Below are 21,411 nucleotides of genomic sequence, written 5' to 3'. Positions count from 1 at the left end.
AAATTGCTTGAACTGTTTGCATCCATGGTGACATGTCTACAAACACTATCTAAAGTAGCTAAAGTAAAAGTTTTGATTCATCGTTACAGCTTGTCTCTTATTCATTTCTTTTTCTGCTTTCTTTTTTGATGCTTCCTATCTTACCACCTTTTTCATTAGCTGTCAAGAATATTTCAGAATTTTTTAAATTTTTTTGAAAATTCTTTCAGGTCGCTTTCAATTCTTTTAGGATAATTTCAAAGATTTGCCCATTAGACAAAATAGAACGATTTGAAGACTTTTATGGTATTTAGTTGTACTAGAGTCTTTTAAAAGTGTTTTGATGGCTTGTATTTCTTCTTTGGTTGATTTCATATCACTATTATATAATGAGTTTTGATTTTAGTATAGTATTAAACTGACTCTTGGCAGTCGGACAAAAAATCGACAGTTATTTTATATTGTTTAAAACCAATAGTCAATACGACAATCTCTTTACTTTTCCAACTCTGTAGATTGCTAACATATCCAAAATAAGCCAAGTATCCCGAGGATAAGCAGCAGAAATGAATTATTTATACTCTGGATACCACTTCAAATCACGAACTGCTTTGGCCATATCTGTTTCCTTAGCGCGTGCAAGACCTTGCTCTTGTGCTTTTTTAGCAACTGCTTCTGCCACTTTAATAGAAACATCTGCTACATACTTGAATGGTGGCAAGACAGGAGCTCCTGGTTGGCCTGGATTGACAATACCACTTAATGAATGCGCCGCTGCTCCAATCATTTCATCAGTCAAAAGACTTGCTTCAGAAGCCAGCATACCTAGACCAAGACCTGGGTAAATCAGGGCATTATTTGCTTGACCAATCACATAGTCTACACCTTTATAAGAAACCGTATCAGCAGGAATTCCTGTTGCGACAAAAGCTTTTCCATCTGACCATTCAATCAAATCTTTGGCACTAGCTTCTGCCAATTTAGTTGGATTTGACAAAGGGAAGATCATTGGACGTTCTGTGTTTTCACACATAGCTTCTACTATTTCTTTAGTGAAGGTATTAGGCTGAGTTGAAGTTCCTACAAGAATGGTTGGCTTCACAGTCTTCACTACTTCAAGCAGGTCAGTCAACTTATCTGCGTTACTAAAGTCAGCACGTTTCTTAGCAAATGGTTTTTGCTCTGGTGTCAAGTCATCCATGTCATCAAAGAGAAGACCTTGTTTATCAACCATAAAGAAACGTTTATAGGCTTCTTCTTCAGAAAGACCTTCACTTACCATTTCACGAAGAACACGAGAGGCAATTCCTGCACCCGCAGTACCACCACCATAGCAGAGATAAACTTGATCTGTTAATTTTTCACCACTAATATCCAGCGAACCAAAGATACCACCCAAGGTAACGATTCCTGTACCTTGAATATCATCATTAAAGGTCGGAATTTGTTTCCGGTATTTTTCAAGAATATTGGCAGCATTCAAGCGGCCGAAGTCTTCCCAGTGAAGGTAGAGTTTAGGAAAGAGACGTTCTGCTGTTTGAACAAATTGGTCAATGAAGTCGTAGTAACGATCTCCGCGGACCCGTTCGTGACGATTTCCTAAGTAATTAGGATTGTTACGAAGTTCTTCACGGTTAGTCCCTGCATCAATGACTAAAGGAAGGACCATCGAAGGATCGATTCCAGCAGCAGCCGTATAGACCATCAATTTCCCAACAGAAATATCGACACCATTTGTTCCCCAGTCGCCAATTCCAAGTATTCCTTCTGCATCTGTTACAACAATGAGACGAATCTCGCGACCCCCGGCAGCGTTTTTCAAAGTAGCTTCAATATTTTCAGGATGATTAATATCAAGATATCCCGCATATTGGGGATCTACAAAAAGATCACTATAGCCTTCAATCGTATCTGCAATGGTTGGATCATATACAATTGGATTGAATTCTTCCAAATGTTGAGAAAAGAGGTAATAGAAAAGAGTCCGGTTGGTATTAAAAATTTCCATTAGGAAAAGACGTTTTTCCAAATCATTGGCTTTAGTTTGCATTTGTGCATAAGTTTGCGCCGCTTGTTCTTCAATCGTTTGAACATACGGTGGCAGTAAACCAATAAGGCCTAGTTCCTTTCGCTCCTCTAAGGTAAAAGCAGTACCTTTATTGAGGAAAGGATTGTTTAAAATATCATGTGCAGTCATAGTGCAATCTCCTTTTTACTTATATTATACCACATGAAACGAATTGTTCGTAAAACGTTGTTGTGTAAATAATACAATTGTATACTCATATGTTATAAATTTCTGAACTCATCAAACTCTCGATGATCTCTCTTTACTAAAAGTTTCGAGTAAAATAAACCAATCATACAAATTGACAATCCTAATTAAAATAAATATCATATAGGTATGTTATGTAATACTTTGTATTTTTTAAGGTGTTTTTTTGTCATATAAAACTTGTATTCTATTTATATGACAACTAAAAACTATTTACAACAATATATTTCCCAAAAAGTAAAATATTTTCGAACACAGAATAAAATGAGCCAGGAAGAACTTTCGGAACAAGCAGGACTCGGGCTTAAGTATATCAATCAACTTGAAAACCAAAATGTGAATCTGACCATTCACAGTCTTGAAAAAGTGATTGACGCCCTAGAAATGACCCCAGAGGAATTTTTCAATTTTGATAGCCTTGAATCAACCTCTGATAAGAGTGACAATCTTTCACTCAAAAGAATCAACATGAAGATTAAACAGCTCCCTATTGATAAACGAGAAAAGATGTTGGTCATTTTTGAGAGTATCTTAGATAATCTTTGATATCCCTGACTCACTTACATTTTAACTGGTGAATACTCGTATAGTCAAATTGTAGGATACGGATAAAAATTATTTATCTGCTGTTTTCCACTTATTTTCCTTCTCCAACTAATGAAAGTAAACCCATATGAATTTAAAAGATCTACAATATTTTTATGACCTCTGCCAGCTTCAATCCTATACGGAAGTAGCAAAACAACATAAAGTCAGCCAACCATCTATTTCTTATGCTATCAAGCGCTTAGAGGAATCCTTTAACTGCAAATTGATTCACCATGACCCCTCGCATCGTTCCTTCAAGCTAACTCCTCAAGGACAAATCCTTCTAAAGCATACAGAACTGATTTTACCTGAGGTCATTTCTACTCGCAAAGAAATTAATCGCTCCTTGGCACAATACTCTACTGTAGGATTCCCTCCTATTATCATTCAGTATCTCTTTGCTGCCTTAAACGAAAAGGATAAATTGGATTTTTTAAAAAAGATACGCCCTATCCGCGGTGGCTCCGTAGAGTTATTAAACCTTCTCCTTAAGGGAGAACTTAATGCAAGCCTACTCGGTTTGATTGAACCTCTCAATTATCCTTCAATAGAGACACACGAGCTATTTCATAAAGAACTGTATGTCGTTTTATCTAAGAACCATCCTTTTGCCACTGTTCCTTCCCTCGCTTTTGAAGAATTAGTAGATCAATCCTTTATACTCTTAGACGAACATTTTGTTCACCTGAAAGCTTTTGAAACGCTTAATCAGAAGCATCAAAACAAGGCAGAAATATTCTTTAAGACTGATGACATTGCCATCCTTAAAGAACTTTTAAAGAAAGGGATCGGCCTTAGTTTACTGGCTGATATCGCACTTTCTGATGAAGATGATGATTTAATAAAAATTCCTCTTATACCGAAGGATAAGATAACTTTTACAGTTTATTACGCTTACCTTAAATCAGCTACACCGTCATCAGAAGTAGAAGCCTTATTTAATCTCCTTAAATCATATGAATAGAAAAAACTCTAACTATCAATGAACTGATAGCTAGAGTTTTTTACATTGTAGATATTAGACTCAATGAAAATCAAAAAGCTAACTAGGAAGCTAACCTCAGGTTGCTCAAAACACTGTTTTGAGGTGGCAGATAGAGCTGACGTGGTTTGAAGAGATTTTCGAAGAGTATTAGACTATAGTAGATTGAAGCTAGAGTAATACGCCGCGACTTCTAAACCTTTTCTAGAAATTAATTTGACTTTCCTAATCAAGTTGTTCAGATTTTATTTCATCTCACTATAATTCAATGATTTTCTAAGAATTCTATTTCTTTCGAAAATTCTTTCAGGAAGCTTTTAAAGACTTTCAAATCAGTCCAACGAAAAAAGGTTTATAATTTCCATAAAAGTTGACATGGAAATTATAAAACCATTCTTAGTTTAACCCTTGTTGGTAACGTGCCAATTCGGCTTGGTTGGCCCAAACATAGTGACCTGGACGGATTTCAACCATGGATGGTTTATCAGTCTCATAGTCGTGTTGACTTGGGTCGTAAACCTTCAAGACCTTCTTACGTTCCAAGATTGGGTCTGGAATTGGTACCGCTGAAAGCAAGGCTTGAGTATATGGGTGAATTGGATTGTTAAACAATTCTTCTGTTTCTGCAACCTCTACAATAACACCCTTGTAAATAACTGCGATACGATCTGAAATAAAGCGAACGACCGACAAATCATGGGCGATGAAGAGATAGGTCAAACCGAGCTCTTTTTGGAATTTTTTAAGCAAGTTTAAGACTTGGGCACGCACAGAAACGTCCAAGGCGGAAATTGGCTCATCCGCAATAACAAAGTCTGGTTGCATGACCAAGGCACGGGCAATACCGATACGTTGACGTTGACCACCTGAAAACTCATGAGGATAACGAGTCAAATGCTCAGCAAGAAGACCTACTTCACGGATAATATTTTTAACTTTCTCTTTACGTTCTTCTTCATCCTTAAACAGACGGTGATTGTAAAGACCTTCAGAAATAATATAATCAACAGTGGCACGTTCATTCAAACTTGCTGCAGGGTCTTGGAAAATCATCTGGATTCGACGAATCAATTCCGCAGCTTGTTCACGCGATTTCTTACCATTAATCTTTTGACCATCAAAAATAATATCACCATTACTTGTATCATTTAGACCGATTATCGCACGACCAATAGTGGTTTTTCCACTACCTGACTCACCTACAAGCGAAAAAGTTTCTCCCTTGTTGATAAAGAAGTTGGCATTTTTAACTGCGACAAACTTCTTACTTCCTTCACCGAAGGAAATTTCTAAATCTTTGATTTCTACTAATTTTTCAGACATTTCCTTCCTCCTAGTCAGCCAGATGGGCAAATCCCATTTTTTCACGAATCTTATCATGGAGATTTGCAATCACAGCTGGTTTTTCTACTTTTGGAGCATCCTCATGAAGTAGCCAAGTTTTAGCCCAATGTGTCTCTGATACTGAGAATTGAGGAGCTTTTTGTTCGAAGTCAATCTGCATTGCATAGTCAGAACGCAAGGCAAAGGCATCCCCTTTCAGGTCAGTATAAAGTGACGGAGGTGTTCCTGGGATTGAGTAAAGATCCCCTTTATCATCAGCAAGCTGAGGCAAGCTAGACAATAGACTCCATGTATATGGATGGCGAGGGTCATAGAAGACTTCCTCAACAGTTCCATACTCAACGATTTCTCCTGCATACATAACCGCTACCTTATCCGCAATACTTGCCACCACACCAAGGTCGTGAGTGATAAAGATTGTTGTGAAATGGTACTCGTTTTGTAATGATTTGAGCAAATCAATAATCTGAGCTTGGATGGTCACATCCAAGGCAGTCGTTGGCTCATCACAGATCAAGACATCAGGTCGGCAGGCAAGGGCAATCGCAATAACGATACGTTGACGCATTCCTCCAGAATATTGGAATGGGTATTCATCAAAACGTCTATCTGCGTCTGGAATCCCAACCTTATTCATGTAGTCAATGGCCAATTCTTTCGCTTCTTTAGCTGTTTTTCCTTGGTGTTTTACAATAACTTCTGTAATCTGACTACCAATTGTTTTAATTGGGTCCAAACTAGTCATTGGATCTTGGAAGATAGTCGCAATCTTAGCGCCACGAATTTGTTCCCAATCCTTGTGAGAAGATAGAGCTGTCAAATCTTGACCACGGTAGTCAATACTACCTTGGGCAATGCGACCATTTTCTTCAAGCATACCTGTGAAGGTCTTTGTCAAAACAGATTTTCCTGATCCTGACTCACCTACCAAGGCTAATACTTCTCCTTCAACTAGTTCAAGAGAAACGCCGCGAATGGCTGTCAATACTTTGTCACGAACGTCAAATTCCACGACAATATCGCGAGCAGTCAAAATTACATTTTTTTCTTTTGTCATTTCTACTCCTATCTATGTGTACGTGGATCACTAGCATCCGCTAAGTTTTGACCAACTACGAAAAGGGACAAGGATACCAAGACAAGAGTTGTCAATGGAATCCAGAACAAGTAAGCATTAGTTGTTACGTTTTGTGAATAATCCGAAATCAAACGACCCAAACTTGGTACTGTAATCGGTAATCCAAGACCGAAGAATGACAAGAAGGCTTCGTATGAGATAAAGCTTGGAAGCATCTGAGTCATGGTTGTCACAATAACAGATACCAATTGTGGCATAATATTTTTGGCAACAATCTTCAAGGTTGGTGTTCCCAAAGTGCGTGATGCCAAGTTGTATTCCAAGTCACGATAACGCAAGATTTGCACACGGATCATGAAGGCAATCCCAATCCATGTTGTCACACTCATAGCAAAAATCAGATTCCAGAATCCAGCTCCGATTGAGTAAGTCAAGACAATGACAATCAAAAGAGATGGGATGTTTGAGATGACGTTATAAACTTCCATCATCACGCGGTCAACTGATTTTGAAATTCCCCAAATACCACCGACAAAGACACCGATAACCAAGTTAATCACTGTCGCAATCACAGAAATGAGGATAGAGTTACGAGCTCCGAACCAGACACCGTCAAAGAGCGATTTACCGTTACTGTCAGTACCGAACCAATGCTCAGCATTTGGCTTGATATAACGAGCACTAAAGTCGTTTACCTTGCTGACATCATTGAAATCAAACTTAGAAAACATTGGGTAGATGAAACTCATCAAAATGATAGCTACCAAGATTCCCAACATAACTACAGTTGATTTTTTCTTCATAAATTGTCTAAACACTGAACCCCAGTATGAATAAGCTGGCGCATCAATGGCTTCAGAGGCAAAATCGTCACGTTTTACAAACTGAAATTTTTCTTTATCGATTGTAGACATTATTTGCCTCCTTTCTCAGTCAATTTAATACGTGGGTCAATAATCGTCATCCAAATATCTCCCAAAAGAAGTGAGAAGATAGAAATACATGTAAAGATGAAGACAAGACCTACGACCATAGAGTTATTAGATGCTTTTACAGAGTCAATCAACATTTTACCCATACCTGGGAAGGCGAAGACTGTTTCAGTAAGGGTTGCACCACCGATAACCCCGATAACAGCACCAGGAATTCCTGAAACCAGTGGAACCATGGCATTTTTAAAGATGTGTTTGTTTGAAATTTCTTTTTCAGACAAACCTTTTGCACGAGCAAAACGAACAAAGTCCTGTGATTGCAAGTCAATCATATAACGACGAATCCAAATGGCTGTACCAGGAGCACCCAACAAACCAAGGATAACTGCTGGTAAAACATACGAACGCCAATCTCCAGCACCCAAGATAGGGAATGAATCTGGCAAACCGATTGAAGAACCAGCCAAACGAACGATATAAACCAAGGCAATTGTTGGAAGAGCCATCAAGAAGGTCAAAGCCCCTGTTGAAAAGCTATCAATCCAAGTATTCTTGAAGCGAGCCATAGCTGAACCAAGTGGCACGGCAATCGCATAAGAAATCACCAAACCAATCAATCCAACGACTGCAGAGCTAGCAATCATAGAAGGATATTGGTAGTTACTTTCAGTTGCAGTATATGGATCATCTTTCCCATAGTTAGCCACTTCACGAGAGTCAGCCTGACTAGGTGATTTGTAGGTTCTTGAGTAAATATTTACAGAAGAAGTTTTCTTACCTGTTGGGAACTGAACTTGAGATGTTTTTGTTTGCCCTTGTCCTTGAGTAATAACCTGTAAAACAGGGCTATTAGCATAGGTTGGATAAGAGTCACCTAAATTAATGTTCACAAAGTTTTGATGCACAAATGGGAACTGACTGTTGAAGTACAAGAGATATTTGTGTTTAGTTCCTGAACCAACCAAGGACCATCCGATAGCTGGATCATTTTCAAAACGAAGGTAACGTTTCAAGTCTGGATTCTCAGGGTCTTGAATTTTATTTGTATGGTCAATGTCAATCAAGTTAGCATAGAAGTGAAAAACACGTTCAAAAATCGGGATTTCACGAGTAGCGTAGAATTGGCCACTTTCAGTAAATTCCCCCAAGGTCCAACCATGACCGATTTGTTTGATGTATTTTTCATAGATAGCCTTGTTGGTGTCATTGGCTTCAACTGTTACAGAAGCATCCATCTGGCTAGCTTTTTCTTGCAACTCTTTGGTATCGTAGTACTCGATATAGCCCATACGCTCATAAACAGTATTCTCATAGTTATCTCGTTTATCAGCAGTTGTCGCAATCTTGTTATAGTTGGTATCCTGTTTGAAAATCAATTTTCGAGGAACCATTGTATAGATAATCGTGTAAGTCAAGGTTGTTACTAAGAAGATAGAAACCAATGACCGCAAAACACGCATAAAAATATATTTTTTCATATCATTTCCTTTAAAAATCCCAAAAGAACCTTCTCCTCATGGAGAGAAAGTTCTATTGAAAATTATTTACTTCACATGACTTGCCAATTCTTTTTGAGCTTTCTCGTTTGACTCAGTCTTTTCTTTCAACCATTTTTCACGAGCTTTTTCATACTCTTCTTTGGTGATTGCTTTTTCACCAACTTCAGTGTACTTCAAGTATCCTGAATTTTCACCTTTAAGGCCGGCTACTGAATATGAAGAGCTAAATGGTAGAACTTTTGAAACATATGAAACGGCTGTTTCTTTAGGAGAAGCCATTACTGGAATTGTCAAAGCATTATCAGTCAACCAAGCTTGTGCTACCGCGTATTTTTCATAACGTTTTTGAACATCTTGGTTTTCGCTGTTTGCATCATCAAGTAATTTTCCATAGTCAGCTAAAGCAAGTTTGCTTGCTACTGATGCATCAGTATTTTGGTCAATACCAAGGTAAAGGCGAGTGTTTCCTCCCTTGATGACAAACTGATCCAAGAAAGTAGAAGGATCTTGATAGTCAGGGTTCCATCCTAGCAAGGTGTGGATATCCCAATCTTGCTCTTTAGCTGTTGGAGCACTAAATGAAATTGGTAAAGCTTCTGCTTGAGTCATTTGTTGCAAGTCTACAACAACATTATCTGAACCCAATACTTTTTCAATTGATTGTTTCAATGATTGAACACGGTTTACAACCGCTGTTGATTCTTGGATAACCAAGGCATCCAAGTGGATTGGGAATTCAACACCTTCAGCTTGTAGGCTTGATTTAGCTTTAGCAAAGACTTCTTTCGCTTTTTCTTCATTGTAAAGTCCATTTTGAGAATCTGCTAGAGATACGTTTGACCAAGTAGAAGAATTTGTCTTAGCCAAGCTATCTTGTACCAATTCACCAAATGTTTTCTTACCAACTTGAAGATTATATGGTGCGAATGTATTACGGATGGCTACTGCAGCTCCATCAGTACCATTTGTTTGAGCTGAGTAAGAATTGCGATCGACCGCAAAGTTCAAGGCTTGACGGAACTCCTTATTTAGCAAAGCTTTTTGAGTAGATGTCTTTTGGGCATCACTTGTTTTGGCAGTGTGGTTATAAGTTGTACGGCCATAGTTCAAGCTGACAGTTGCAACACCCGCACCTGGTTCATTAAAGTAAATGTTATCTTTGAAGTCAGCTGCATACTTTTCATATGTAGAACTTGTAGGGAAGATACGAGCCTTGCTATATTGACCATCAGAAAAACCTTTGGCAATTACATCTTGATCCTTACCATCCCAGAAAGTGAACTTAACATTCTCAATTTTTACATTTTCTTTGTCCCAGTAAGCGTCATTTTTAGCCATCTCAATAGATGATTTAGGAGTTACAGCCTTCAAGACAAATGGACCGTTATAAAGAATAGAGTTAGCATCTGTTGGAGAACCAAAACCTTCCCCTTTTGAAGCTAAGAATTCTTCATTAACTGGCATCAAAACACCACTAGTTGTCTTGTCATTCCAGAAAGTTTCTGGCTGGTTCAAAGTATATTCTAGTGTTTGGTCATCAAGTGCTTTTACTCCGACGGTTGAAAAATCGCTTGTTTCACCCTTGATATAGGCTTCTAATCCCTTAATAGAAGAGCTAACGATTGAAAGTCCTTTTGATTTTCCATCTACCGCATGTTTCAAACCAGTAACGAAGTCTTTAGCAGTGACAGGAGCGTACTCTTCTCCCTCTGCTGTCACCCATTTAGCATCCTTACGGATTTTATAGGTATACGTCAAACCATCTTTTGAAACTGTCCATGATTCAGCAATAGAAGGAACCAGATTACCATATTTATCGTTAGCCAACAAACCATCTACAGCATTTGTTGTGATGAATGATGTTGAATCGATATTGCTGACGATATAATCCAAGGTTTCTGGATCTGTTTGATAAACATATTGGTAATCTTTTGCTAGTTTCGCATTATTTGAACTAGTGTTTGAACACGCAGCTAGAACTCCTGACGCTAATAAGGTAGCTCCTGCTACAGCAAGCACTTGACTTTTTTTCATTTCTTCACTCCTCGTAATAAAGTATAGGTCATTATCAATTATATCATAGATTTCAAGAAAAGTAAACGAATTTTCAGAATATTTAGGCTTATTCATACAAAAAATCTGAAAAAACTATTGACTGAGAATGATTTTCAAGGTATAATAATAAACGTTAAGGCGGTATAGCCAAGTGGTAAGGCACGGCTCTGCAAAAGCTTGATCGTCGGTTCAAATCCGTCTACCGCCTTCTATAACTTGATTTATCAGGTTTCAAATGAACAGAAAGCCCAATTTAAAGGGCTTTTTTTTATTTTTCTTCTGATAAATACGGATAATTTTGAAAAACTTTTGGGGCAAAGTTCTTTCCATGACATAATTCCCTCATGAAATCAACTGAAAAAAGCTTCGTCACGCCTGGTGACAAAAGCCTCTAGTTTATTCTGTTTCTTCTTCTATTTCGACTTCTGTGATCTGGACTTTTACCTTGGTAACACGTCCATTTTTCACTTTATCATTGGTTAGGATAAGCTGTTTGTTTTGGCTGACCACTTCATGGCTGAGTTTCTCAGTAGTTGGAATGGTCCCAACTCCTGTCAAATAATAACCAGCGATGGTATCAACGTCATCACTTTCCAGTTCAACATCAAAGTAATTATTGAAATCATTGAGGGTCATAGTTCCTTGAACAATGTAGGTATCCTCGCCAATCTGATGAACATCTATTGCTGCTTTGTCCGTTTCATCATCGATTTCCCCAACAATTTCCTCTAAGAGATCTTCCAAAGTCACCAAACCAGCCATCCCACCGTATTCATCCAGCAAGATTGCCATTTGTCTTTGGGTATTGCGCAATTCTTTTAGCAAGTCATCCACAAAAATAGTTTCAGGAACAAAAAGTGGATCTTGTAAGATTTTCTTCCAAACAATATTGTCAAAACCGTCCACAAAGCCTGCCTTAAGGAGACTCTTGGTGTGAATAATCCCAATCACGTTATCCTTGTCTCCATCATAGACAGGGATACGAGAATAATTTTGTTTTAAAATACTTTGGATGATGGTTTGACTATCATCCTGAATATCGACCATAAAGGCATCCGTTCGAGGAACCATGACTTCTCTGGCCATTAATTCGTCCAGTGAAAAAATCCCTTGTAACATCTCAATTTCGTCAGCATCTAGTGTTTCTTCACTATTTGTCAGCATGTACTCAATTTCATCACGGGTCATTTTTTCATCAGCATCGTCAAAGGTCATAGGAGTCAAGCGACTCAAGAGATTGGTAGATGCAGACAAGAGCCAAACAAATGGACTAACTAGTTTCCCAAGCCCAATGATAACTGGCGCTGTACGAATCGCCAAGGCATCCTTTAGATTAAGAGCGATTCTCTTAGGATACAATTCCCCAAAAACGATGGAAATATAAGTCAAAAATGCTAAAGATAGAAAACTTGCAACGGCATAAGCTGTTTCACCATTTCCAAGCCAAGATGCAATTTCTCGTCCCAGAGTTTCTGCCAAACTCGCCCCTGATAAGATCGTAATCAGGGTAATCCCTACTTGAATGGTTGATAAAAAGTGGTTAGGATTTTCTAGTACCTTCAGCAGACGGATATAGCGTCTATCTCCTTCTTCTGCCTTTTGTTCAACCCGCGCACGGTTAAGTGAAACCATGGCCATTTCTGTGGCTGAGAAAAAGGCATTTAATACCGTCAAGATAAACAATAAAACAAATTGTAGCAACAAATTCTGACTACTTGGGTCTTCCATAGTTCTTCTCCTAAAATAGTATCTTGTCACTTATTATATCACAAAAATTAGCTCAGTACATATTATTTTTTCTCAGTGTCTATTCTAGTTCTACTTAAATTGTCCAAAAAAGAACCCCTACATCTACAAGTGACATAGGAGTTTATGTTATCTTTTACTGAGTAACAGTGACTTCTCCAGTTCGGTAATCCAGTTGAAGCCCCTTTTGAACATTTGGAACTAGGACATTAAATTCCAACTCTCCGTCTGAGGACTTGGCTTCAATCTGTGAAGCTGAAGGAACTAAGTCCTCGTTTGAAGCGTAATAAAGGGTTACACGGTAACGGACACGCTTGTTTTGGTCTAGGGCTTTACGCACCAGACTTTCATAGTAGTTTTGTCCTGTCGAATCCTCGGCTTGTGCCTGATTTGCCCAGGCTGTCTGGACAGCAATGTTTTTAGGATTGCTTGTCGAGGCATCAAAACCATCCAAACCACCGATTAAGGCATAGCCTAACAAGTGCCCTCTATCAACCGCATGGGTATAAGTCCCCTTTAGATTCTTAACCTGATGCCATCCTGGAGGAGTCCATGAAGTCGAACCGTTCCCAGTTTCTTCACGATTCTTGTACTGGCGAGTTGCCTTAGATAAGAGAGCATTGGCTACAGTTGGCACGGTTTCCTTGCCCACTGTCTTTGTTTTATTATCAGCGTAGGGTTTACTTGAAATCTTGGCATCTAGATTAGTTTTATTGCCATTGACAATAAAAGCACCTGATCCGTTCCATTCAAGACTCCCTTTTATTTGGCTTTTGACTGCGTCTGTTAAGACACTTTCTGCCAATTCTTGACTAGGAGCTTCCGAAGCTTGTTTTTTCTGACTAAGCTTGGTTTTGGGACTATTAGCTGTCGACTGCATCTGCTTGATATAATAGCTCCCCGCAGATAAGAGCAATAACACTAGCAAACCAATCAGTGTCTGTCTTGTTTTTTTGTTCATATTTCTCCTTATCTTTAGAAAAAGACTGGTCTCCCAGCCTAATTTCCTGTAAATTTATGAATCAATTCCTGCCATTTTGCTGGAGACAGGATAGCCCATGGATCTTGACCCTTGCCCAAGATTCCATAGCCGACCATTAGACCGATTCCTAAGGCTAAAACACCTAAAATCAGTACTATGATGACTAAAAGTAAACGATTGATTACGTAACCTGATTTCTTATTCATCTTCATCATTTGCCTCAATCCGCTGAATCTTAGCACCTAGCTGCGCCAATTTCTCATGGAAACGGTAGTAACCTCTATCCAAGTGAACCAATTTACCAACTACAGTTTCTCCCTGTGCTACCAAACCTGTCAAAATCAAGGCTGCACTGGCACGAAGGTCAGTAGAAAGAACTTCCGCTCCCTGCAAAGGTTGCCCACCAACAATACGAGCTGTATCACGGATAATCTCAGAATGCAAGCCCATGCGGCGCATCTCTTCTAGGTGTTGGAAACGATTTTCGAAAACTGTCTCCACCATGGTTGATTCGCCTTTTGCAACTGTCATCAAGGCTGTAAATTGAGCCTGCATATCTGTTGGAAATCCTGGGTGGGGCAAGGTTTTCACATGAACAGCTTTTAGATTTTCTAGTTGAGAGCGAACTCGAATTCCCTCAGTCTCCTCTGTCACTTCCACTCCCATTTCAAGCAATTTGGCAATCAAGGGACGGTTGTGCTCCCAGACAGCGTCTTTAATCAAGACATCACCACCAGTCATAGCAGCAGCTACCATAAAGGTTCCTGCTTCGATACGGTCTTGGACTACATTGTGAGTCGTACCATGAAGTTTCTCAACACCAGTAATGGTAATAGTCTCTGTACCAGCACCTTTGACCTTGGCTCCCATCTCATTAAGGAGAATGGCTAAGTCAACAATCTCAGGCTCACGCGCAGCATTTTCAATCACTGTGACCCCATCAGCCAGAGTCGCTGCCATCATCAAGTTCTGCGTAGCACCAACACTTGGAAAATCCATATAGATATGGGCACCATGTAAGCGATCAGCCTTGGCTTCGATATAACCAGCTGTCTGACTAATCTTAGCCCCCATAGCTTCTAGACCTTTCAAATGAAGATCAATAGGGCGACTACCAATCGTACAACCACCTGGCATGGATACCTTGGCATGAGCCACACGGGCAAGGATTGGCCCTAATACAACAATGGAGGCGCGCTTCTTGCTGACATACTTATAAGGGGCTTCCTCAGTGATGTCGCCAGTAGCATCCACCTCAACAAGATGGGCTTCCTCATCAAAGTCAACCTTGGCATTCAAACCACGAACCACCTGATTCATAATAAAGACATCCGACAAGATCGGTACATTCTGTAAGACTGTCTTTCCTTCACTTGCTAGAATAGTCGCTGCCAACAAGGGCAAGACTGCATTCTTTGCTCCTTCGATGCTTACACTTCCTACCAGACGATTATCGCCACCTTGAACCACAATTTTGTCCATACTCGTTTCCTTTACTCTTGATTTTATAATAATCTTCTAAGCGCTTCTTGCCACAACTGATACAGGCTGATAAAGAAAGAACTCAGGATGTAGCCCATGACAATGCTGAAAAAGGCTACTAGTAAACGAACTTTTCCTGTATTCTCAGTTGTCACTTTTAAAACCTTTTCCCATCTAACAAGATCCTTTAAAAGGTAAAAACTCACATAAATAAAGAGCATGTGACTGCTTAGAGTGAATAATAATTGAACCATTTGACTATTATACCATCTTCTCTGTTTGTGCGCTAGTTTGGAAACTTCCCTTAGAAATTAGGGATTGTTTTTCAAGTAATCAATTGCATCCTGTAGGGTTTTAACTGGCACAATTTTCATATCTGTCTTGATTGTTTTAGCTGCTTCTAGGGCTGTTTGGTAGTTGTTTTTCGCGTCCGGGTGTGCTTTTTGTTCTTCTTCGCTAACAGGATTATCAGGGGCAAAGAAAATAGCGGCACCTTCTCTAGCCGAAGCTACAACTTTCTTATCAATACCTCCAATGTCCCCCACATTCCCATCGCGGTCAATGGTTCCTGTACCGGCAACGATACGACCATTACGAAGGCCAGGGTCAGCTATTTGAGTATAGATGGCCAGACTAAACATGAGACCTGCACTTGGACCACCGATACCAGCTGTTGAAAAGCGAATTGGGACATCACTGGTCACTTCTGTACGGTCAATCAAACCGATTCCAATCCCATTTTTGCCATTTTCTAGAGTAATGATTTTTCCTTCTGCAGACTTGGTTTGCCCATCCTCTTCATAGGTGACCTTGACGGAGTCCCCTAGTTTTTGAGAATTGACGTAATCAATCAAATCTTTGGAACTATCAAAGGTCTGATCATTGACTGCTGTAACTGTATCAGAGATGTTGAGAATCCCTTTAAAGGTCGAATTATCCGTTACAGTCAAGACATAAACCCCAAGGTATTTGAGTTCGATATCTTTACCAGCTGTTTTTAACCCTTGATATTTGGCCATATTTTGCGATGTTTGCATGTAAAATTGATTGATTCGCATAAATTCCACATCGGAAGAGCCACCTGTAGTCTCTTGGGCACTACGAATATCTGTAAAAGGCGTCAACCAAGCATAAATCATATGGGCTAAAGTGGCATGTTGGACACCAACCGTAACGAATTGATAGGCCCCAGCCTCCTTATCTTCTGTGTCATTGACTTTAAGGACTTGGCGAATATCTTCCGAACCACCTGGAACTTCTATATAGTAGGGCAAGGGCACTACAAATGCCAAGAAGGTCACAATCAAGGCCGCAATGACATATAAGGGCCATCTAATCTTTTTTTTCATTTCTTATTTCCTCCAAAATACTCTCGGGAACATAACAGGTAATATCCTGACCAAACTTCAAAAGCTCTCTAACACCGGATGAACTGAGATAGAGATGTTCAGGTCGACTATGTAAATAAATGGTCTCTATATCAGGAGACAGCTGATGGTTGTAGTAATCAAAACTGGCTTCATATTGCAAATCCGCTGCATTCCTCAAACCACGCACTAGACAAGTAGCCCCCAGTCTTTTTGCGACATCAACCACCAATTCATCATGAGAAGACACGACTTCAACATTTTCCAAATGTTCCAAAGCCTTTTCTAACCCCCGTTTACGACTTTCGATAGAGAGAAATCCTTGTTTGTGAGGATTAAAAAAAATACCGACATAGAGCTTATCAAAGAGTTTGCTAGCCCGTTCAATCATATCCAGATGCCCATTTGTCATCGGATCAAATGAGCCTGTGAATAAGCCAATCTTATCTGACATAGACTGTCACCTTACTAATTCCATAAATTTTTTCCTTCCAGATGCCAAGGCAGGCAATTTCTTCTGGAAGTTCAACGGCCTTATCCGTCTCACACACGACCATGACATCTTCAGAAAAAAGCGCTCTCTCAGCCATTTTTTCAATATCTGCTACGATTTGTTCCTTGGCATAAGGAGGGTCTAAGAAAACGAGGTCAAATTCCCCAGATACCTGTTCCAATGCCCTTTCCGCATCCATCTTGAGAAGTTGAAATTTTCCAACTTCCTTGGTCATCTGAATATTTTCAGCCACAATAGCCTGAGCCTTACGGTCTCGCTCCACCAAAACAGCACTGGACATGCCACGCGATACTGCCTCGATAGATAAACCACCACTACCTGCATAAAGGTCCAAGACTCGCCCCCCCTCAAAGTAGGGACCAATCATGTTAAAAATGGCTCCCCTAACCTTATCCGAAGTAGGTCTTGTCGTCTTGCCTTCTAGTGTCTTGAGGGGACGTCCCCCATAGATTCCTGATACGATTTTCATACCGTTTATTATACCAAATTATAGGCAAAAAGAGAAAGAAAACCGAACCTTGCGGTTCGATTCTCTACAAAATATTTTCGTAAGTATCGCGGACTTCTTGAGGCCAAACACTTGTTTGCACCTCTCCGATATGTTTCTTGCGAAGTAGGAACATGGCCATCCGAGATTGTCCAATCCCTCCACCGATTGTCAATGGGAATAGGCCATTCAACAAAGCCTTGTGCCATTCCAATTCTAAACGGTCCTCATCACCAGTGATTTCTACCTGACGGCGAAGGGTTTCTTCATCTACACGAATCCCCATAGAAGACAACTCAAAGGCTCCACCTAGAGATTCATTCCAGACAAGAATATCGCCATTCAGACCCTTGTAGCCATTCTCAGACTCACTTGTCCAGTCATCGTAGTCTGGTGCACGTCCATCGTGCGGTTTACCGTCTGGCAACTCCCCACCGATACCAATCAAAAAGACTGCTCCAAATTCTTTACAGATAGCATTTTCACGTTCTTTCGGTGTCAAGTCTGGGTAGCGTTCTACCAACTCTTCTGTATGGATGAAAGTAATCTGTTTTGGCAAGATTGATTCGATGTCATAGCGGGCTTCAACAGCTAGCTCAGTAAGGCGAATAGCCTTGTAAATCTTCTCGACTGTTTCTTTTAGATAAGCGATGTTACGCTTACCATTTGGGATAACCTTCTCCCAGTCCCACTGGTCAACATAAACAGAGTGGGTCGCATCCAACGAGTCTTCGTCTGGACGAAGGGCCTTCATGTGGACGAAAAGACCTTCCCCCTCACCGAAACCAAAACGAGCCAAGGTATGGCGTTTCCATTTAGCAAGTGAGTGCACCACTTCATAAGTAGCATCAGGGATTTGGAGAACCTTGACCGATACGGCGTTCTCCACACCTGATAAGTTGTCCTGCATCCCGTCGCCGACCCTGCTCAAGATAGGACCTTGAACTTCGACAACTTCTAACTTATCTTTCAAATACTGGGTAAAAGTGTTTTTGACAAAGGAAATCTCTTCTTGTTGATGGATAAAACTTTTCTTCATAAACTACTCCTCAAAAAATTAATTAAAAGCATTATACACCTATTTTCAAGAAAAGGAAAGAGCAAATACGAAAAAAATCAGTGTCACTCAAAACACTGATTTCATAGCCCCTTTAGTCATTACGACCGAAGATACGTAAAATACTTAGGAAGAGATTGATAAAATCAAGATAGATACTGAGAGCCATTGACACAACCCAACCTGTCGCTACACGGCCTTGTGATTGTTCATAAGCGAGACGAATTCTTTGGTTGTCCCAAGCAATCAACCCTGAGAAAACCAAAACCATGGCTACGCTAATCATATAATCAAAGAAACCGCTAGCCAAAAAAATATTGACTACCATAGCAATCAGCAAACCGATAAGAGCCGCCATCATCGCTCGACCAAGGCCACTCAAGTCTTTCTTGGTGAAGATACCAACTGCCGCCATGACAAAGAAGAGAAGGGCGCTCGATACAAAGGCAGATAAAACTGTACCCGGAGTATAGAAGGCCACCACAAAACTGAGGGTAAAGCCGTTTAATACTGAGTAAAGTAAAAATACTGGAAGAGCCGCTGGACTATTCTTTGAAGCCATACTACTGGCAACGAAAACCAAGGCCAACTCCGCAAAGGTAGCAATGGTCAACCAGAGACGTCCCTGCATCAAAAAGTAAACCAACTGAGATTGAAAGACCGTCAACATAAGGCCTGATACCAAAGCGGATAGTGCAATCCCCAGACCAACAAAGGCATAAACCTTAGCGTAAAATTGATTGAGACCTGCGCGGTCATGAATAATAGTGTGATTCATATTTTCTCCTTTTCTATGAACATCTTTCCTTGATTATAACAAAGAAAGTTAAAATTAGCTTAAATGGAAAATTAAAATACCGGCTGCAACGGCAACATTCAAACTCTCCGCCTGTCCCTTCATACTAATGTGGACCAACTGGTCTGCACTTTCAGCCATGAGGGGACTAATTCCTTGGCCCTCATTTCCCATGACTAGTACAAAATTTTCTATAGAAGGCAGTTCTCTGTAATCAACAGAATCTTTAGATAGGGTTGTTGCCAGCACTGGGATAGAAGCCTTTTTAGCTTCCTCAAGAAGCCTTTGACTAGACATTCGGTAAATAGGCAGGTGGAAATGACTGCCTTGCATGGAACGTAGGGTCTTGAGACTGTAGATATCTGCCGATTTATCTGAAACAATTACTCCAGTAAAACCTGCTGCATCCGCAGTCCGAATGATCGTTCCCACATTACCAGGATCTTGCACATCTTCCAAAAACAAGAACTTGCCCTGACTAAAATCAACTTGCCCTACTTCTTCTTTTTGAACCACGGCAACAATTCCCTGTGGAGTCTGAGAATCCGCCAAATCTAGCAAAATATCCTCTGACACCCAGATAGTTTGCGGAAAAGCAGCTAACTGATTTCGGTAACTTTCTAGGGCAAAGATTTTCTCAATCGTCACTCCAGCTTGAACAGCTTCTTCAAACAAGTGCCAGCCTTCAATCAAATAAGCAGACTTGCGGTATTTTTTTTGGTGTAATTTCTTGGCATTTTTTACCACAGAATTGGCTTTTGAGGTTATAATAGTCATAGAAATATTATAACACAATCAAAGGGGTTTGGTATGCAAAAGGTTAGAATGATTGCCCAAGGTAGGGTACAGGGAGTCGGCTTTCGTTGGGGTGTTTACAGCTTAGCACTTGAAATTGGTGGCATCACAGGTCGGGTATGGAATAACGACGATGGCACAGTGGAAATATTAGCCCAAGCAGACTCATCTGCTACCATGGCAAAATTTATCCAAGAAATCCGCAAAGGACCCACACCTTTTTCAAAAGTCAGCTACTTAGATGTCAAACTAAGCAACTTTCCTCCCTACCCTGACTTTAAAATCGCAAATTAGGTCTCTAGAACTATTGTATATTTTGTAAAAAAACAGTAGAATAGAAAGGTATAATTTTTAAAGAAGGAATAAAAACAGTGAAATCTATTAAACGTTTTGCACTCTCGGCTATGGGAGTGGCTATGTTGCTAGTCTTGACTGGCTGTGTTAGCGTCGATAAAGCCACAGGAAAGCCAATAGGATTTATTTGGAATACTATCGGAGCGCCTATGGCTGAAGCTATCAAGTACTTCGCTACTGATAAAGGTCTAGGCTTCGGTATCGCTATCATCATCGTAACCATTATCGTGCGCTTGATTATCTTGCCACTTGGTATCTACCAATCATGGAAGGCAACGCTTCACTCTGAAAAGATGAACGCCCTCAAGCACGTCCTTGAGCCACACCAAACACGTCTCAAGGAAGCAACAACTCAAGAAGAAAAACTCGAAGCCCAACAAGCTCTCTTTGCTGCTCAAAAAGAGCACGGCATCAGCATGTTTGGTGGTGTAGGATGTTTCCCTATCCTCCTTCAAATGCCTTTCTTCTCTGCAATTTACTTTGCTGCCCAATATACTGAAGGTGTTGCTCAAGCAAGTTACCTAGGAATTCCTCTAGGCTCTCCAAGTATGATTTTAGCTGCCTGCGCTGGTGTCCTTTACTATCTTCAATCACTCCTTTCACTTCACGGAGTAGAAGATGAAACGCAAAGAGATCAAATCAAGAAAATGGCTTACGTGAGCCCAGTCATGATTGCCGGCTTCTCCCTCATCTCACCAGCTAGTGTCACACTTTATTGGGTTGTCGGTGGTTTCATGATGATTCTCCAACAGTTTATCGTCAACTATATCGTTCGTCCAAAACTTCGCAAAAAAGTCCGTGAAGAACTAGCCAAGAACCCACCAAAAGCAAGTGCTTTCTCTAAACCAAGTGGACGAAAAGACGTTACCCCTGAACAACCAACTGTTATCACAAGCAAGAAAAAACACAAAAATCGCAACGCTGGAAAACAACGTTCGAGATAAAGCTACGTAAATTATCCAATAATTAAAAAACGAATGAATGATAAATAGTTTTCATCAACTAGATATCATCATTCGTTTTTATTATCTACCGTTACATCTTATACTAGTCGAAAAAGTTAAATAGTTTAAAAGCTCACATATAAAAACTATTCAAT

At 40.0% G+C, this 21,411-nt stretch carries 21 protein-coding genes, 1 tRNA gene and 1 pseudogene; 5 read left to right on the top strand and 18 right to left on the bottom strand.

Features of this window, described 5'->3' with window-relative positions; genetic code table 11:
- Window positions 1–234 precede the first annotated feature (234 nt).
- Both SMSK564_RS13275 and SMSK564_RS08100 read right to left on the bottom strand, forming a co-directional pair.
- A pseudogene (locus SMSK564_RS13275) lies at window positions 235–354 on the bottom strand (IS630 family transposase); the annotation flags it as partial.
- 196 nt (window positions 355–550) lie between these two features.
- Window positions 551–2,176 carry a malolactic enzyme gene (locus tag SMSK564_RS08100; protein WP_000123925.1) on the bottom strand — a complete coding sequence of 542 codons (1,626 nt, stop codon included), beginning with the start codon at window positions 2,174–2,176 and terminating at the stop codon, window positions 551–553.
- Between the two features lie 273 nt (window positions 2,177–2,449).
- Here SMSK564_RS08100 and SMSK564_RS08095 point away from each other — a divergent pair, with 273 nt between their 5' ends.
- Together SMSK564_RS08095 and SMSK564_RS08090 are read left to right on the top strand one after the other, a co-directional pair.
- Window positions 2,450–2,800, top strand: coding sequence for a helix-turn-helix domain-containing protein (locus SMSK564_RS08095; RefSeq protein ID WP_000208712.1), 351 nt, complete (start codon window positions 2,450–2,452; stop codon window positions 2,798–2,800).
- A gap of 127 nt (window positions 2,801–2,927) precedes the next feature.
- Window positions 2,928–3,806, top strand: a complete 879-nt coding sequence (locus SMSK564_RS08090) for a LysR family transcriptional regulator (RefSeq protein WP_001049300.1) — start codon at window positions 2,928–2,930, stop codon at window positions 3,804–3,806.
- A 414-nt stretch (window positions 3,807–4,220) separates the two neighbouring features.
- On the opposite strand, the gene SMSK564_RS08085 is transcribed toward SMSK564_RS08090, so the two are convergent.
- The 5 genes from SMSK564_RS08085 to SMSK564_RS08065 form a co-directional block, all read right to left on the bottom strand.
- Window positions 4,221–5,147: an ATP-binding cassette domain-containing protein gene (locus SMSK564_RS08085; protein WP_001291288.1), complete on the bottom strand. Its 927-nt coding sequence runs from the start codon at window positions 5,145–5,147 to the stop codon at window positions 4,221–4,223.
- 10 nt (window positions 5,148–5,157) lie between these two features.
- Window positions 5,158–6,225 carry an ABC transporter ATP-binding protein gene (locus SMSK564_RS08080; protein WP_000159550.1) on the bottom strand — a complete coding sequence of 356 codons (1,068 nt, stop codon included), beginning with the start codon at window positions 6,223–6,225 and terminating at the stop codon, window positions 5,158–5,160.
- 8 nt (window positions 6,226–6,233) lie between these two features.
- On the bottom strand, window positions 6,234–7,160 hold the full coding sequence (gene oppC / locus SMSK564_RS08075) for an oligopeptide ABC transporter permease OppC (RefSeq protein WP_000103691.1): 927 nt from the start codon (window positions 7,158–7,160) through the stop codon (window positions 6,234–6,236).
- Window positions 7,160–8,656, bottom strand: coding sequence for an ABC transporter permease (locus tag SMSK564_RS08070; RefSeq protein WP_000759914.1), 1,497 nt, complete (start codon window positions 8,654–8,656; stop codon window positions 7,160–7,162). Before SMSK564_RS08070 ends, oppC begins: the two co-directional genes overlap by 1 nt.
- A gap of 66 nt (window positions 8,657–8,722) precedes the next feature.
- On the bottom strand, window positions 8,723–10,711 hold the full coding sequence (locus SMSK564_RS08065) for a peptide ABC transporter substrate-binding protein (protein WP_000749579.1): 1,989 nt from the start codon (window positions 10,709–10,711) through the stop codon (window positions 8,723–8,725).
- Between the two features lie 158 nt (window positions 10,712–10,869).
- Here SMSK564_RS08065 and SMSK564_RS0102505 point away from each other — a divergent pair.
- A tRNA-Cys gene (locus SMSK564_RS0102505) sits at window positions 10,870–10,940 on the top strand.
- 188 nt (window positions 10,941–11,128) lie between these two features.
- On the opposite strand, the gene SMSK564_RS08060 is transcribed toward SMSK564_RS0102505, so the two are convergent.
- The 11 genes from SMSK564_RS08060 to SMSK564_RS08010 all read right to left on the bottom strand — a co-directional run bounded on the left by SMSK564_RS08060 (window position 11,129) and on the right by SMSK564_RS08010 (window position 19,940).
- A complete protein-coding gene (locus tag SMSK564_RS08060) occupies window positions 11,129–12,460 on the bottom strand; it encodes a hemolysin family protein (protein ID WP_000390034.1) in 1,332 nt (443 codons plus the stop codon).
- A 154-nt stretch (window positions 12,461–12,614) separates the two neighbouring features.
- The gene (gene endA, locus SMSK564_RS08055) at window positions 12,615–13,439 is read right to left on the bottom strand and encodes a DNA-entry nuclease EndA (RefSeq protein ID WP_001036772.1); all 825 of its coding nucleotides are present in this window, start codon (window positions 13,437–13,439) and stop codon (window positions 12,615–12,617) included.
- Window positions 13,440–13,477: 38 nt separating this feature from the next.
- Window positions 13,478–13,666: a DNA-directed RNA polymerase subunit beta gene (locus SMSK564_RS08050; protein ID WP_025170904.1), complete on the bottom strand. Its 189-nt coding sequence runs from the start codon at window positions 13,664–13,666 to the stop codon at window positions 13,478–13,480.
- Window positions 13,659–14,942, bottom strand: coding sequence for a UDP-N-acetylglucosamine 1-carboxyvinyltransferase (murA, locus tag SMSK564_RS08045; protein ID WP_000358019.1), 1,284 nt, complete (start codon window positions 14,940–14,942; stop codon window positions 13,659–13,661). The genes SMSK564_RS08050 and murA overlap by 8 nt, the downstream gene beginning before the upstream one ends.
- Before the next feature lie 23 nt (window positions 14,943–14,965).
- Window positions 14,966–15,196, bottom strand: coding sequence for a DUF1146 family protein (locus SMSK564_RS08040; protein WP_080554170.1), 231 nt, complete (start codon window positions 15,194–15,196; stop codon window positions 14,966–14,968).
- A 57-nt stretch (window positions 15,197–15,253) separates the two neighbouring features.
- Complete coding sequence (locus SMSK564_RS08035; RefSeq protein ID WP_000727281.1) at window positions 15,254–16,291, bottom strand: SepM family pheromone-processing serine protease; 1,038 nt, start codon at window positions 16,289–16,291, stop codon at window positions 15,254–15,256.
- A complete protein-coding gene (coaD, locus tag SMSK564_RS08030) occupies window positions 16,275–16,763 on the bottom strand; it encodes a pantetheine-phosphate adenylyltransferase (protein ID WP_001280759.1) in 489 nt (162 codons plus the stop codon). The genes SMSK564_RS08035 and coaD overlap by 17 nt, the downstream gene beginning before the upstream one ends.
- Window positions 16,753–17,292 carry a 16S rRNA (guanine(966)-N(2))-methyltransferase RsmD gene (rsmD, locus tag SMSK564_RS08025; protein WP_000706955.1) on the bottom strand — a complete coding sequence of 180 codons (540 nt, stop codon included), beginning with the start codon at window positions 17,290–17,292 and terminating at the stop codon, window positions 16,753–16,755. The genes coaD and rsmD overlap by 11 nt, the downstream gene beginning before the upstream one ends.
- Before the next feature lie 64 nt (window positions 17,293–17,356).
- Window positions 17,357–18,349 (bottom strand): aspartate--ammonia ligase, encoded by a 993-nt coding sequence (gene asnA / locus SMSK564_RS08020; RefSeq protein WP_000748005.1) that lies wholly within the window; start codon window positions 18,347–18,349, stop codon window positions 17,357–17,359.
- Window positions 18,350–18,461: 112 nt separating this feature from the next.
- Complete coding sequence (locus tag SMSK564_RS08015; RefSeq protein ID WP_001016900.1) at window positions 18,462–19,145, bottom strand: Bax inhibitor-1/YccA family protein; 684 nt, start codon at window positions 19,143–19,145, stop codon at window positions 18,462–18,464.
- A 54-nt stretch (window positions 19,146–19,199) separates the two neighbouring features.
- Window positions 19,200–19,940, bottom strand: coding sequence for a TrmH family RNA methyltransferase (locus tag SMSK564_RS08010; protein WP_000152691.1), 741 nt, complete (start codon window positions 19,938–19,940; stop codon window positions 19,200–19,202).
- Between the two features lie 33 nt (window positions 19,941–19,973).
- On the opposite strand from SMSK564_RS08010, the gene SMSK564_RS08005 reads away from it, so the two are divergent.
- On the top strand, window positions 19,974–20,252 hold the full coding sequence (locus tag SMSK564_RS08005; protein WP_001174616.1) for an acylphosphatase: 279 nt from the start codon (window positions 19,974–19,976) through the stop codon (window positions 20,250–20,252).
- Window positions 20,253–20,329: 77 nt separating this feature from the next.
- Window positions 20,330–21,256 (top strand): membrane protein insertase YidC, encoded by a 927-nt coding sequence (gene yidC / locus SMSK564_RS08000; RefSeq protein ID WP_000835960.1) that lies wholly within the window; start codon window positions 20,330–20,332, stop codon window positions 21,254–21,256.
- The last annotated feature ends 155 nt before the right edge of the window (window positions 21,257–21,411 follow it).

Source organism: Streptococcus mitis SK564 (assembly GCF_000148525.1).
In the GTDB taxonomy this organism is placed as follows: Bacteria; Bacillota; Bacilli; order Lactobacillales; family Streptococcaceae; genus Streptococcus; species Streptococcus mitis_H.
This window is presented reverse-complemented; position numbering and strand designations above follow the sequence as displayed.

Excerpts from the sequence above, each read along its gene's own strand:
- SMSK564_RS08065 (WP_000749579.1), bottom strand. The coding sequence starts at position 10,711 with ATGAAAAAAAGTCAAGTGCTTGCTGTAGCAGGAGCTACCTTATTAGCG.
- SMSK564_RS08090 (WP_001049300.1), top strand. The coding sequence starts at position 2,928 with ATGAATTTAAAAGATCTACAATATTTTTATGACCTCTGCCAGCTTCAA.
- rsmD (WP_000706955.1), bottom strand. The coding sequence starts at position 17,292 with ATGAAAATCGTATCAGGAATCTATGGGGGACGTCCCCTCAAGACACTA.
- asnA (WP_000748005.1), bottom strand. The coding sequence starts at position 18,349 with ATGAAGAAAAGTTTTATCCATCAACAAGAAGAGATTTCCTTTGTCAAA.
- SMSK564_RS08095 (WP_000208712.1), top strand. The coding sequence starts at position 2,450 with ATGACAACTAAAAACTATTTACAACAATATATTTCCCAAAAAGTAAAA.
- SMSK564_RS08010 (WP_000152691.1), bottom strand. The coding sequence starts at position 19,940 with ATGACTATTATAACCTCAAAAGCCAATTCTGTGGTAAAAAATGCCAAG.
- SMSK564_RS08080 (WP_000159550.1), bottom strand. The coding sequence starts at position 6,225 with ATGACAAAAGAAAAAAATGTAATTTTGACTGCTCGCGATATTGTCGTG.
- SMSK564_RS08035 (WP_000727281.1), bottom strand. The coding sequence starts at position 16,291 with ATGAAAAAAAAGATTAGATGGCCCTTATATGTCATTGCGGCCTTGATT.
- SMSK564_RS08100 (WP_000123925.1), bottom strand. The coding sequence starts at position 2,176 with ATGACTGCACATGATATTTTAAACAATCCTTTCCTCAATAAAGGTACT.
- SMSK564_RS08070 (WP_000759914.1), bottom strand. The coding sequence starts at position 8,656 with ATGAAAAAATATATTTTTATGCGTGTTTTGCGGTCATTGGTTTCTATC.
- oppC (WP_000103691.1), bottom strand. The coding sequence starts at position 7,160 with ATGTCTACAATCGATAAAGAAAAATTTCAGTTTGTAAAACGTGACGAT.
- SMSK564_RS08015 (WP_001016900.1), bottom strand. The coding sequence starts at position 19,145 with ATGAATCACACTATTATTCATGACCGCGCAGGTCTCAATCAATTTTAC.
- coaD (WP_001280759.1), bottom strand. The coding sequence starts at position 16,763 with ATGTCAGATAAGATTGGCTTATTCACAGGCTCATTTGATCCGATGACA.
- SMSK564_RS08060 (WP_000390034.1), bottom strand. The coding sequence starts at position 12,460 with ATGGAAGACCCAAGTAGTCAGAATTTGTTGCTACAATTTGTTTTATTG.
- SMSK564_RS08050 (WP_025170904.1), bottom strand. The coding sequence starts at position 13,666 with ATGAATAAGAAATCAGGTTACGTAATCAATCGTTTACTTTTAGTCATC.
- SMSK564_RS08040 (WP_080554170.1), bottom strand. The coding sequence starts at position 15,196 with ATGGTTCAATTATTATTCACTCTAAGCAGTCACATGCTCTTTATTTAT.
- endA (WP_001036772.1), bottom strand. The coding sequence starts at position 13,439 with ATGAACAAAAAAACAAGACAGACACTGATTGGTTTGCTAGTGTTATTG.
- SMSK564_RS08085 (WP_001291288.1), bottom strand. The coding sequence starts at position 5,147 with ATGTCTGAAAAATTAGTAGAAATCAAAGATTTAGAAATTTCCTTCGGT.
- murA (WP_000358019.1), bottom strand. The coding sequence starts at position 14,942 with ATGGACAAAATTGTGGTTCAAGGTGGCGATAATCGTCTGGTAGGAAGT.
- SMSK564_RS08005 (WP_001174616.1), top strand. The coding sequence starts at position 19,974 with ATGCAAAAGGTTAGAATGATTGCCCAAGGTAGGGTACAGGGAGTCGGC.